At 66.0% G+C, this 12,858-nt stretch carries 10 protein-coding genes; 3 read left to right on the plus strand and 7 right to left on the minus strand.

Features of this window, described 5'->3' with window-relative positions:
- Positions 1 to 74 precede the first annotated feature (74 nt).
- The 4 genes from AC59GX_RS16400 to AC59GX_RS16415 form a co-directional block, all read right to left on the minus strand.
- Positions 75 to 3,404, minus strand: coding sequence for an autotransporter family protein (locus AC59GX_RS16400; RefSeq protein WP_497302080.1), 3,330 nt, complete (start codon positions 3,402 to 3,404; stop codon positions 75 to 77).
- 397 nt (positions 3,405 to 3,801) lie between these two features.
- Complete coding sequence (locus AC59GX_RS16405; RefSeq protein ID WP_107953091.1) at positions 3,802 to 5,085, minus strand: DEAD/DEAH box helicase; 1,284 nt, start codon at positions 5,083 to 5,085, stop codon at positions 3,802 to 3,804.
- A 153-nt stretch (positions 5,086 to 5,238) separates the two neighbouring features.
- Positions 5,239 to 6,189: an alpha/beta hydrolase gene (locus AC59GX_RS16410; protein ID WP_497302081.1), complete on the minus strand. Its 951-nt coding sequence runs from the start codon at positions 6,187 to 6,189 to the stop codon at positions 5,239 to 5,241.
- Positions 6,190 to 6,386: 197 nt separating this feature from the next.
- The gene (locus AC59GX_RS16415; RefSeq protein ID WP_426282304.1) at positions 6,387 to 7,013 is read right to left on the minus strand and encodes a TetR/AcrR family transcriptional regulator; all 627 of its coding nucleotides are present in this window, start codon (positions 7,011 to 7,013) and stop codon (positions 6,387 to 6,389) included.
- 105 nt (positions 7,014 to 7,118) lie between these two features.
- Here AC59GX_RS16415 and AC59GX_RS16420 point away from each other — a divergent pair, with 105 nt between their 5' ends.
- From AC59GX_RS16420 to AC59GX_RS16430, 3 genes are read left to right on the plus strand one after another with little or no spacing between them, the layout of a single operon-like run.
- Complete coding sequence (locus AC59GX_RS16420; protein ID WP_426282303.1) at positions 7,119 to 7,973, plus strand: MFS transporter; 855 nt, start codon at positions 7,119 to 7,121, stop codon at positions 7,971 to 7,973.
- Complete coding sequence (locus AC59GX_RS16425; RefSeq protein ID WP_426282301.1) at positions 7,946 to 8,320, plus strand: MFS transporter; 375 nt, start codon at positions 7,946 to 7,948, stop codon at positions 8,318 to 8,320. Before AC59GX_RS16420 ends, AC59GX_RS16425 begins: the two co-directional genes overlap by 28 nt.
- 34 nt (positions 8,321 to 8,354) lie before the next feature.
- Positions 8,355 to 9,368, plus strand: coding sequence for a zinc-dependent alcohol dehydrogenase family protein (locus tag AC59GX_RS16430; RefSeq protein WP_426282299.1), 1,014 nt, complete (start codon positions 8,355 to 8,357; stop codon positions 9,366 to 9,368).
- A 19-nt stretch (positions 9,369 to 9,387) separates the two neighbouring features.
- Here AC59GX_RS16430 and AC59GX_RS16435 read toward each other — a convergent pair whose 3' ends face one another.
- The 3 genes from AC59GX_RS16435 to AC59GX_RS16445 all read right to left on the minus strand — a co-directional run bounded on the left by AC59GX_RS16435 (position 9,388) and on the right by AC59GX_RS16445 (position 12,745).
- Positions 9,388 to 10,347 carry a glycoside hydrolase family 43 protein gene (locus tag AC59GX_RS16435; RefSeq protein WP_497302082.1) on the minus strand — a complete coding sequence of 320 codons (960 nt, stop codon included), beginning with the start codon at positions 10,345 to 10,347 and terminating at the stop codon, positions 9,388 to 9,390.
- Positions 10,348 to 10,467: 120 nt separating this feature from the next.
- On the minus strand, positions 10,468 to 11,661 hold the full coding sequence (locus AC59GX_RS16440; protein WP_497302083.1) for a DUF2252 family protein: 1,194 nt from the start codon (positions 11,659 to 11,661) through the stop codon (positions 10,468 to 10,470).
- 103 nt (positions 11,662 to 11,764) lie between these two features.
- Positions 11,765 to 12,745: an aldo/keto reductase gene (locus AC59GX_RS16445; protein ID WP_426282294.1), complete on the minus strand. Its 981-nt coding sequence runs from the start codon at positions 12,743 to 12,745 to the stop codon at positions 11,765 to 11,767.
- Positions 12,746 to 12,858 lie beyond the last annotated feature (113 nt).

A 12,858-nucleotide genomic window follows, 5' to 3' on the forward strand; every position in this document is an offset into this window, starting at 1 on the left:
CGTTCCATTGAAACACCTCGCCAGTTGGCGATCATCCGCGTGCGTGCGCTCGGTCGACCGGTCGTTCTAACGTCTCAGAAGCTGATCCTCACGCCGACGTTGCCGGCATAGGATCGCTGTTGCGAGGACAACACGCCGGTTCCCGTGGCGTAGAGGACCAGCGCGGAGGCGAGCGGCAGTTGGAGTCCGGCCTTGCCGACGAACGCGCTTTGCGAAGGTCGAGCGCCTGCGATCGTGAACGAGGGATCGGCCAGCGCGACAAAATCGACTCCGATGTCGCGGTCGCGGCGAAACTCGTGGAGGTAGCTCGCTTCGATCATCGGCCGCAGCGCGAGGCCGTTCCCGAACGGGACGCTGCCGTCCATCCGCAACCCGACATTCACCGGGAGCGACGTTGTGGTCTGTTTGCCCGCCTGCAACGCCAGCACGCTGCCACGCTCTGCGAACGCATCGGTGTAGAGACGCGCATATTCCACCGCGACGAACGGCGTCAGGTCGAACGACTGGACTGCGATGCGCTGACCGATTTCGCCGCGCAGGCGCAACTCCGCGGCGTCGTACCGTGCGATTTCGGTTTCGCTGGCGACGCTGCCGATCCCGCCCGCGGTCCGCGTCGTACGGATCGCATAATGGCCATAGCCCAGCGACCCGCGGACATACGTGCCCGTCGGCAGCGCGTACGAGGTGTAGGCCGAGACGTGATAGCTCGACGCCTTGCCCTTGGTCGCGCGCGCCGCGGTGTTGAAGCGGGTGTCGAGCCCGCCCGCGACGAAACCGGCACGCCACCCGGTCGAAACTTCACCGTCAAGTCCGATCACGCCACCCCAGCTGTTGCTGCGGCGATCGACCGTACCGTCGGCGTCCCGGCCATCAGTCCATTCCCGACCACCCAGCGGCCCGCCCCAGAGGTGCATCTGGGTGTCGGTCAGGACCGCACGCTGCTGATCGGTCACGGCATCGCCGAATACCCGCCCGGCAAACAATGCCGCGCTGTTCGCATCGGCAAGGCCTTCACCCGACAGGGTGTCGAGCGCTGCAGTACCCGCCGCCGCCGAGTCCTGGCCCGTGGCGTAGACCGTGTTGAGCAACGTTGCCGCACCGGCACCGCTCGCCAACGGCGCCGCGCTTATCAGCGCCGCCGCGACGCGTTGCTGGTTCGCGGTGACCCCGAGTGGACGATAGTCGATATCGGTCCGGTTGAGGTTGAGGCTTGCCGCCGTCGTCGAATAGTCGAGCACAGCGCGCAGGTTGGTGGGAACACCCGTGACGTTGGCAAAGCTGCCCGAAACCCCACCGCCTGCCGTGACCAGGGCGATGCGCGTGACCGGTAGCGTGCCGACCGAGCCCTGAACCCGCACCGTGCCGTCGAGCTTCGCCGCACCGGATACGACCGTCCGGCTTGCAAGCGCAGGCGATACCGTCTGCACCAGCGTCGCACCGCTGGCGAGCGTGAGCGGACCGTTGATCGTCAGCGTGCCCGGCGTGGTTCCCATGCCGGGTACCAGCGTGCCGCCGCTGTTGACCGTGACGGCGCCCGTGCTGCCTGTGCCACCAAAGACTGCGCCGGTGTTGACGGTCGTCGCCGAGACGATCGAGCCGGTGACGGCAAGCGTTCCGCCATTGACGATCGTCGGGCCGGCATAGCTGTTCTTCCCGGTCAGGGTCAGGCTGCCGGTGCCATTTTTGGTCAGCCCGCCGGTTCCGCCGATATCGTTGCCCCAGCTGTCGGTGGCCGCATAGCCACCCTGCGCGGCGTCCATCGTCACTGCGACCTGGCCGTTGAACGCGCCATAGCCGTCGTTCGCGGCATAGAGGTTCAGCTGGCCCCATCCGTCCAGCGTGTTGCCGGTGAGCACGGGATAGCCCGAGGGGAGGGCGGTGGTCGCGAGGATATCGGTCCGCTGTGCATCGGTCAGATACCCGAACCGCGTCAGCAGCAGCACTTGCGCCTGCACCGGCACATCCGCGGCGGTCATCGCCTTGACCGGACCGACCGGCGCGAAACCGTAGGTCATCTCGGCAAGGTACGTCGCCTTGTTCTGCGCGACGTTGGCATACGGATCGGCGGCGGTTGCGCCAGACGCGTTGGCGGCGGCGATGCATGCCGTCACGGTCGCGGTGCCGCAGGCGGACGCCAGATAGGACTGGGTCTGGGTATAGGCCTGGTAGACCGCATACGCGCTGGCGTTGGCGGGGTTGGTCCAGTCGAGGCGATTGCCCTTCGCATCATACAAGGCCGCGTAGATGTTGGTCGCGGACAGCGCCGTCGCTTCGATCCGGGCACCCATGATGTCGAGCGGCGAATGCATGCCCGCCAGGATGCGGTTGGTGCCCAGGTCCGCCGCGCGCGCGAGCAATTCCTGCCCTTGCTGCGGGATCAGGAACGCCGTGCCCAGCGCCTGCAGCATGCCCGAATTGGTATGCCCGCTCGGATAGGCGCCGTCTGCATAGGGGTTGGACGAATTGATGATCTGAAGCATCGGGGTCGGTACGTTGACGTCGGTCGTCACGCGGTATGGCCGCGGCGAGGCACCGATGCCGGGAACATATTCGCCGACCTTGAACGTCGCCGCGGTGAACTTGCCCGCGGAATCGAACGTCCCGAAATTGGGTGCGGTGATCGGCTTGCCGCCATTTGCCGCAACCATGTCCGCCGTTACGACGAACCCGCGGACCCACTGCGTCGTGGAGGCGTAAGGCGCTGGCGTCGTAAAGCTCGACAAATACGACGGCACGATGATCGCCGCGGTGTCCGCCAGCGTCAGCGCGCCGCGATTGGTGTTGACGTTGTAGTTGGCGAACCGCGGATCGAGCGGATCGATCGGTGGGTTCTCGCCCTGATACCGCGCGAACGTCCGCTTCGCGGGCTCGGTCGACGAACTCGCGCGGACCGTGTTGTTGATGAACGCGACCGCGGCGGCCAGCGGCGTGGCGGTACCGTTGCCGAACTTCTCGGCGCCGGGGCTGAAGCTGTTGCCGAGATTGATATTGGCGACATAGTCCGCGAGCGTCGCGGTCGCATAGCTGGTCGGGGTAAGCGTGTTCGGCGCCGACCCGCTGGTCGAGGCACCGGCGCCCGCCATGTAAAGGTTGGTCAGCGCGCCCAGGCCATTCAGGATGCTGTACGCCTGATTGGTGCGATCGTCGTGGATCGCCGCGAGGGTCTGGCTCGGCGTGCGCGCGTTGGTCATCGTGACGACGGTCTTGTAGTTCTGCACCATCACTTCGGGATGGTCGCGGATCAGCTTCACATAGCTGTCGAGCAGCTTCGGAACGATGCTGCCGATCGCCGGATTGCTCTCGTTGACGTAGTTGACCGGTGGCGATGTCGGGATCGTCTGCGCCGCGATCGACAGCGGCGTCAGCATCGTCGCCGATGCTGCACAGACCATGAATTTACTCAAAGACACACCATTCCCCTTACGCGTTTCGAAGCGGGGCATGGCATCGTGCGGCGACGGTTTTATGCGACTTATGTTGCAGGTGCGTCATAATGACGGGGGTCGCGGAATGATCGCTTGGGCGGTCAGGTTGCTGGACGATAAGTCCGACATCACGCTAACTGTGACAAAGTGAGTACCGCCAAAGCGGGTGCTTGTGGCGCTCAATTTATCTTCCGCAGTGCGGCGAAAAACTGTCCGATGGCCATTGGACGCCCTCATCAGACCTTCGAGTCATGGCGGGATTGGCCACGCTCAGATGCCGCGTCGGACGTGCCGCAAACGCGTGATCGCCGTCTCACAGAGACCGTCCCGCCGTTCGACGAGGGGCAGCGCACCCTCGTCAAACAGCGGAGCGCTATCAGGCGGCCTTTGCGGCCATCCGTGCGGCGAGCTTTTCTTCCTCGGTCCAGACCTTCCGCTCGCGCGGTGCCTTCGCCGGCTTGACCTGCTTGACCGGACCGCCACCCAGCACGGGGGCGCGCTTAGTCGAATGGCGCGCCACTTCGCAGTGCCATTCGTGATCGTCCTGGACGGTCAGGGTGCGACCGATCTCGCGCTCGACGTCGTGCAGCCAGGCACGCTGCTCGGCGTCGCACAGCGTGATCGCAAACCCACTGCGACCGGCGCGACCGGTGCGGCCGATCCGGTGGACATAGCTTTCCGGGAGGCTGGGCAGGTCGTGGTTGAACACGTGCGTCACGGTGTCGACGTCGATCCCGCGCGCGGCGATATCGGTCGCGACAAGCACCTGGACGGTACCGGCGCGGAAGGCGTCGAGCGCACGCTCGCGCTGCCCCTGCGACTTGTTGCCGTGGAGCGCCTCGGCAGTGATGCCGGCCTCGCCGATGAACGCGCAGACATCGTTGGCGATGTTCTTCTGCAACGTGAAGACGACCGCCTGACCCATGTCGGGGGTCTTGAGCAGTGCCAGCAGCGCCGCTTTCTTGTCGGTCGCATCTAGGAACATCACCGACTGGTCGATCCGGTCGACGGTGGTCGACGGCGGGGCGATCTCGACCTTCGCCGGATCGCGCAACAGGCTCTCGGCCAGCGCCGCGATCGACTTCGGCATGGTCGCAGAGAACAGCAACGTGTGGCGATCCGTCGGCAGCGTCGCGACGAGCCGCTCGATCGGCTTGGCAAAGCCCATGTCGAGCATCTGGTCGGCTTCGTCGAGCACCAGCGCCTCGAGCTGCGACAGGTCGCAGAGCCCCTGATCGACCAGATCCAGCAAGCGCCCCGGTGCGGCGACGATGATGTCGACCCCTGCTTCGAGCGCCTTGACCTGATGGAACTGGCTGACGCCGCCGAAGATCGTCATCACGCTCGGCTTTAGATGGCGACCGAAGCTCTCGAACCCTGCGGCGATCTGCGACACGAGTTCACGCGTCGGCGCGAGTACCAGGATGCGCGCGCCGCCCTTGGGCGCAGGGCGGGGGTCGGCAGCGAGGCGATGCAGCAGCGGCAGCGCGAAGGCGGCGGTCTTGCCCGTGCCGGTCTGCGCCATGCCGAGCATGTCGCGTCCCTGCAGCAGCATCGGGATCGACTGCGCCTGGATCGGGGTGGGGTGGGCATAGCCTTCCTCAGCTAGCGCCTGCAGCAAAAACGGCGCGAGGGAGAGATCGGCAAAGGTCATGGTCATGGTCACGCGGCGCCTCCAGCGCTGAGCTAAACTGCGCCTTGTAGGCAAGCATCTTGTGAGCGCGGGCTGGTAGGTGCGATGCTGCACTGCGTCAATGTCGAAAGCGAGACGCGGGTGGTTGCGGTGACGCACGGCCTGAGCCAGACCCGAGGCTTACCGGCCGGGTTGCTGATCCCGCCAGATCCAGCGCAACACGTCAGGCAGGATCGATCCGCCGTCGGCGTCCGAATGCGTGCCCTCGGTCCAGGCATGGTTGATGGCGTACCGCGGCCCCGCGTGCTTTTCCGCGTCCGCATGCGCATTGGCCCATTCGAGCGCTTTCAGCATCTGCTGGTTCGCAAGGAACCAGTTGCCGTGTTCGTTATCCAGGTCGTTGCGTCCGTCCTGAAGAAAGACGCGCAAGGGGCGGATCGCGCTTTTCCGGATCAGGCCGGGATAGGTATCCCCGCCATAAGCCTGCGGCGTACCGTCCGGGCGGAGCTTCAGGCCGATCGACGTATAGCTGCCGATGAAGCTTATCACGTTGCCGAACGCGTCCGGATGGCGCCACGCGACGGTCCATGCTGCGATCGCACCACTCGACGTGCCGCCGATCGCGCGTCGCTTCGGATCCGCCGAAAACCGCCATCGCCGCGCCACGGCGGGCAGCAACTCGTCCAGCGTCATCCGGGCATAGGCGTCGGAAACCGCGTCATATTCCTCCGGCCGATGGTCCGGGTTCTGCATGCCGAGCGTATCGGGATACCGGGCGGAGACATTGCCTGGCGTGACGAACACGCCCAGCGTCTGCGGAATGGCCTTCTGCTCGATCAGCGTGTCGAGAACCGCGGGAAGCTTCAGCGACCCTTCCGGGTTGACCGCGCGCTGACCATCCTGGAACAGCAGCAGATTGGGTGGCCTCGACGCGTCGTAGCCTGCTGGCACATACACCCAATAGCGCCTGACCGTGCCCAGATAGACCCGGGAGTGAAGTTCGAACGGGCCCTCGACCCTGCCGTGCGCCAGCGAAGTTTGAGCCACGGCGTCGGCCACCCTGACGGCAGCTACCGACGTCGTACCCGATGCCAGCGCCAGCAAAATCGTCGCCATGATGATCGTCCGCATCGCCGTTCCCCAATCGTCGGAGCGGTTCTACCACACGGGGATCGGCAAGATAGACGGGGTAATCGATCGCGCCCTCGGACCTCCGCCACACTCGACGCTAGCTTAGAGTCGTCAGCCGCGAATGGGTTAGGTCAAGGCGGTCCATACGACGGGCGCGCGCTTGTCGGAACGCCTGGTGCGAGCGCCGCATCAACTCATCATTTGCCGTCGCCGCTGCGAGCGCATCGGTGCAGGTCCCACGCCGCCATCGCGTGCCTGATTGCGGCGCGGATCGTTTCCGCAGGGATACCGTCGCGCGCCTGGATCGAGATACCGAGCACCAATCCATCGTACAGCGCGACCAGTCCTGCGACGTCGGCACCGGGGTCGAGATCGCCTGCGTTCACGCCAGCGGTGATACACCGACGCAACGCTCGCCGTGTGGCGTCGCGCTCGGTTCGGGTCAGGGCACGCGTCGATGCACTGGCTTCCGACGAGATCGTCGCCGACAGTGTGATCATGCAGCCCAGCGGGTGCGCGACGTCGGTCTGTACCGCAACCGACCCGATCAATGCTTGTTCGAGCCGCGCGCGCGGCGGGACCCGTTCGTCATCGAGCGCGTCGATGATGCTGCCATGCCGATCCAGGTACCGTGCCAGCGCTTCCCGGTAGAGCGCTTCCTTCGAGCCGAACGCCGCGTAGAAACTTGCCGACGAGATGTCGCCCATTGCGTGGCGCAGCGTCAGCAGGGACGCACCCTCATACCCGTGCTCCCAGAACAGGTGCATCGCGCTGTCCAGCGCCGCATCCCGGTCGAAACCACGCGGTCGTCCGCTCCGTGCCATAAGTCTTCGCTCCCGACGTTATGGACTAATCGATCCATTATTCGTTGACAAGCCGCGTTCGGTCGTCGACTGCACTGGACCAGTCGATCCAGAAGTGAGTATTTCGTGCGTCCAAATCCTATTCCGACCGACGTCGGCGCGAGCGAGACGCTGCCGATCTCAGCCTTGCTGGCGCTGGCGATGACCGGCTTCACCGCGATCCTGACCGAGACGCTGCCCGCCGGTCTGTTGCCGCACATGGCAGCGGGGCTGGACGTATCGGAGTCGCTCGCGGGGCAGACGGTCACGGTCTATGCGGTCGGGTCGCTGCTCGCGGCGATCCCGCTGACGCTGTACACGCAAGGCTGGCGTCGCAAGCCGACGCTGCTGGTCGCGATCGTCGGGTTCCTGCTCTTCAACTGCGTGACCGCGGTGTCGACTTCCTACGCGCTGACGCTGGTCGCGCGGTTCATGGGCGGCGTCGCGGCGGGGCTCGGCTGGGGGATCATCGCCGGCTATGCGCGGCGGATGGTCGTCGCGCCGTTGCGCGGCAAGGCGCTGGCGATCGCGATGGTCGGTACGCCGCTTGCGTTGTCGATCGGCGTTCCGCTGGGGGCGATGCTGGGCACCACGCTTGGCTGGCGCATGGCGTTCGGGCTGATGTCGATCACGACGCTGGTCCTGATCGGCTGGGTGCTGTGGCAGGTGCCGGATTTCCCCGGACAGCCGGCGGAGGAGCGACTGTCGATCGCGCGGGTCTTCCGCACGCGCGGCGTACGCACCGTGCTCGTCACGCTGTTCGCGTGGATCACCGCGCACAACATCCTCTATACCTACATCGCGCCGGTCGCCGCATTGTCGGGCGTGCAGGGCAGGCTCGACCTGCTGCTACTAGGGTTTGGCGTTGCCGCGCTGATCGGCATTTGGGTAACGGGCGTGCTAACGACCGGGCCTTGCGACAGCTGGTGTTGGTCAGTTTGACGGCGCTCGCGGCGGTATCGCTCGCCCTCGGGCTGTTTGCGGCCCGCCCCGTCGTGACGATCGCGGCGACGATCCTCTGGGGCCTGTCGTTCGGCGGCGCCGCGACGCAGCTCCAGACCGCGCTGGCCGATGCTGCGGGGGACGGCGTCGATCTGGCGAACGCAATGCTGACGACGACGTGGAACGGCGCGATCGCCGCGGGCGGGATCGTTGGCGGCGTGATGCTCGACCATCTCGGCGCCGGGTCGCTCGCCTGGGCCGTGTTGGCGCCGACGTTGCTGGCGCTCTGGCTCGCATCGCGCGCCCACCGCCACGCCTTCAAGCCCGGCCCAAGGGCATTCGATTGATGCGCCGGTCGCGCGCCTAACTCAGGGGATTTCGATGAAAGCCTATCAAATCGGCGCGCAGGACGGCATCGACGCGCTCGTCGCAACGACCCGGCCGGACCCAGTTGCCGGCCCCGGCGAGGCGCTGGTCGCACCGCGTCTCGTCGGGCTCATCAGCCGCGACGTACAACTCTTGCGCGGTACCTATGGTCCTCGCCAACCCGAGACCCGCATCCCGATGTCCGAAGGCGTCGGCGAGGTCATCGCGATCGGGGAGGGCGTGACCGAGATCGCGGTCGGCGACCGCGTCGTCTGCGGCCATTTCGCGAGCTGGCGCGACGGCGCGTTCCGGGCGGACGTCTTTGCGCACGATATCGGCATCACGCATGACGGCTGGCTGGCCGAGCGCATCGTCCTGCCCGCGGCGGCGCTCATCCGGGTGCCCGATGCGCTGGCCGATGCCGATGTCGCCGGGCTTGCGTCCGCGGCGCTGACGGCCTGGAACGCGCTGGTCGAGATCTGTCACGTCGAGGCTGGCGACACCGTTCTGTGCCTCGGCACCGGCAGCGTCTCGCTTGCCGCGCTGAAGATCGCCAAGGCACGCGGTGCCCGGGTCGCGATCACCTCGTCCCACGATGCGAAACTTGAGACGGCGCGGACGCTCGGGGCGGACATCAGTGTCAACTACCGGACCTCCCCCGATTGGGCAGCCGAGGTGATTGCCAAGACGGACGGCAAGGGTGCCGACATCGTGATCGAAACCGGCGGCGTCGATACACTGGGCCAGTCGATCGCTGCGGCCGCGGCAAACGCACGGATCATCGTCGTCGGCGTGTCGCCGGGCGAAGGGCCGGCGATCCCCGATTATCTGTCGCTCATCATCAAGAACGTGACGATCCGCGGCATCGCCAACGGCAGTCGCGCGATGTTCGTCGACCTGCTCGACGCGATGGTGGCGAACGGAATAACGACGGTGGTCGACCGGACCTTCGCCTTCGACGACGCGCCGGAAGCCGTCCGCTACTTCGCCGCCGCCAAGCATCTCGGCAAGGTGATGATCGCGTTCTGATCGCGCGCACCCGCCGACATCACGCGATCCTGTCGGCAAAGGCGCGAGGCACGCGAACGACTGTGCCATGGCGCGCGTTTTCGGGAAACCGGATGCGCGCGCTCTCGTCGGTCCAGTGGACGAAATCCGTGGTCGAGGCGCCACCGAAGCGATGCTGCTCGTATACGTCGTAATAGACCATGTAGCGGTCGCCGAGCCGTATCGCCGTCGATCCCTCCGTCATCGGTTTGGTGAACGGCGCGCTGACTGGCCCGAACGGACCGGTCGGCGAGGCCGCGGACCGGCTGACCAGCCACCGCCGCGTTTCGGTGTCATGCGTCTCGTCCTTGTAGATTAGTCGCAACCCGCCGTCGGCCAGCTTCAGCCAGGTGAAGTCGATCGAGTCGGTCCCGGGATCGAACAACAACTTGGTCGGCGTGAACGTACGGAAATCCTTGGTGCGCGTATAATAAGGACGCAGCTTGATCCCCGCGAACTTTTCGCCCGCAGTCGCCCCGAAACGGCCGTCGATGCTGCTCGACCACATGATGACGAAGTCGCCCCGCGCGCGATCGTAGATCGCCTCGGGCGCCCAGCTGTTACGGACGCCGACAAAGCCTTTCATCACCGGAATGGTCTGTTGCGGCGACCAGTGCATCAGGTCGCGCGACGTGGCGTGGCCTATGACGGGGCCGAACCAGTCGCTCGTCCAAACGAGATGCCAGAGCCCGTCCGGTCCCTGCAACAGGTTGGGATCGCGCATCAGCCTGTTCTCGCCGACCATCGGCGTCAGGAAGCCACGACCATTGCCCAGCGCGCGAAAGACATACCCGTCGTCGCTGCGGGCTAGCTTGAGCCCCTCGCGACCCTCATCCTTGTCGGTGAAATAGCTGAGCAAGAACACGTCGTCTGGCGCGGGACGCGCGGAGACGGGCAGGGCGGCACACCCGATTGCAGCACCGATACCGGCAAGGGCCGTACGCCGGTCGATGAAGTCCATGGTCGAATGCTCCGATACGGCGCATGCGCCCGAGTTCAACGATCAGTGTGACAGCTGGATCGGTCATGTAAAGCACGCAGCACTCGGAGTACTCCGCGGCGGGCATAGCCCTACCGCCGATCACGCCCGCATCGCGTACCGTCGACAATGTTCCAGATACCCTGCCTCATGGCTTCCCGCCAATGACACGACGCTCTCCCACAGCCAGTTCGGCGCATCGATCGCGCCGCGACGGTCCGCATCGAGCACGCTCGCCCATTCGTGGCGCGTGTCCGTATCCATCTGGCGTGCGTGCGCCTTGCCGACAACGAAGGCGAGATACCGCGCCGCCTTTACGGCCTGTCCCGCGCTGAACTGCTCGACCTCGAGCTTCAGGTCCTGCGGCGACAGTTCGCGAACGAACAGCGACCGATCGAGCGCACGCGCCGCGACCATCCGGCTACCGAGGTGAGGAGACAGCGCGCGCGCAGCCTCGACGACGCGCGCAGCCTGGTCGGTCGGCATCTTCGCACCCTTTGCGGCAGGCGCGATCGGTGTCGTCGCTTCCTTCAAGTCGATCAGCGCATAGTCCGATCGCCCCTTCGCGTTCTTCAGCCCGACCAGTGCCGCAAACCGCAGCAGCCCGAGCGAACTGCCCCCCTTCATCCAGTAGGCGGCGTCGACCAGCCGGACGGTCCGATCCCGGTCCCTCGCGTCGAGCGAGAGAACCAGCGCTGCGACGTCCGGCTCGGTGACCAGTTCGGCGAGCGCATCGCGTTCGGATTGCTCCAGCGGCCAGAACTTGTCGCCGAGCGGGATCATCGGTTCCTGCGTCGCGAACCGCTCCTTGGCGAGGTGCCGCCAGCGGCGTCCGAGCGCGCGACGCTTGACGCTGCGGACCGCCTCGGGCTCGGGTCCGGCATCGTTGCTCGCGGGATCGGCCATCGCGCTGGCATAGCCGGTGACCATCTCCTCGATCATGTGCGCGGTCGTCACGCCGGGCAGGTCGGAGCCTCGCGCCGCGGTCGCGAGCGACAGGCCGAGGCGGATCAGGTCGTGCGCCGGGTTGCCGATCACCGCCTGGTCGAGGTCGCGGATCTGGATCGCGATCCGTCCGCCACCATCGTTGATCGGGCCGAGGTTACCGAGATGGCAGTCGCCGCAGATCCAGATCGCCGGCCCCTGCGGAACGCGTCGCGACGCGGCTGACTCGTCGAGCCATTCGTAGAACTTGGTCGTGTTGCCCCTGACATAGGCATGGGTCGAGCGCGCCATCTTCAGCTGGCGCTTGGCGGCCAGGATAGCCGGTCGCTCGGCCAGTGTCGGTTTCGTCATATCGGTCCTTTGTGCCGCGACGGACGGTCCGTCGGGCAGAATATGCGCGTTACGCTCGGTGGACTTGATGCGGCCAGCTCAACGGTAGCCGGCCGCAGATCGCTTACGAAAAGCCGACGACCGCATGCGGGACATAGGGTTCTTCCAGCCGCGCGATCTCGCGGTCGGTAAGGCCCAGTTCGAGCGCCGCGATCGCATCGTCGAGATGCGCGGTCTTCGACGCACCGATGATCGGCGCGGATACCTCCGGTTTCGCCAGCACCCAGGCGAGTGCCACCTGTGCCCTCGGCACGTCGCGCTCCTTGGCGATCGTCGCGACCGTCTCCACCACCTTGCGGTCAGCGTCGACGGTATGCGCGTACAGCGTCTTGCCGAACTCGTCGGTCTGCGAACGCCCGGTGGTCTCGTCCCAGTCGCGCGTCAAGCGTCCGCGGGCGAGCGGGCTCCAGGGGATCACGCCGACCCCTTCGGCGTCGCACAGCGGCAACATCTCGCGCTCTTCCTCCCGGTACAGCAGGTTCAGATAATCCTGCATCGTCGCGAACCGCGTCCAGCCATTCGCCTCGCTGACGTGCAGCATTGTCGCGAACTGCCACGCGAACATTGACGACGCACCGATATACCGCGCCTTGCCTGCCTTCACGACGTCGTGCAGCGCCTCCAGCGTTTCCTCGATCGGCACGTCGTAATCGAACCGGTGGATCTGGTAGAGATCGACATAGTCGGTGCCGAGGCGCGAGAGACTGGCATCGATCTCGGCCATGATCGCCTTGCGACTGAGCCCGGCGCCGTTAGGGCCCGGACGCATCCGCCCGTGCACCTTGGTGGCGATCACCACTTCGTCGCGACGCGTGAAGTCCTTCAGCGCACGACCGACGATCTCCTCCGACGTGCCATCCGAATAGACGTTGGCGGTGTCGAAGAAGTTGATCCCCGCCTCGACCGCGGCGCGCAGGATCGGCCGGCTGGTTTCCTCGTCGAGCGTCCAGGCGTGATTGCCGCGATCAGGGATGCCGTAGGTCATGCAGCCCAGGCAAAGCCGCGAAACGTCCAGGCCGGTGCTGCCGAGTTTGGTGTAGTCCATGGTTCGTCTACCTCAGAGGTTCACGTGCCGAACGAACGGCACCGCGATGCGGTCCGGTATGAGCGGCGCGATTGCGGAAACGCAGCGTCGCGGATTTTGACGTACGCGGCAAA

The organism is Sphingomonas sp. 320_CC (assembly GCF_059691795.1).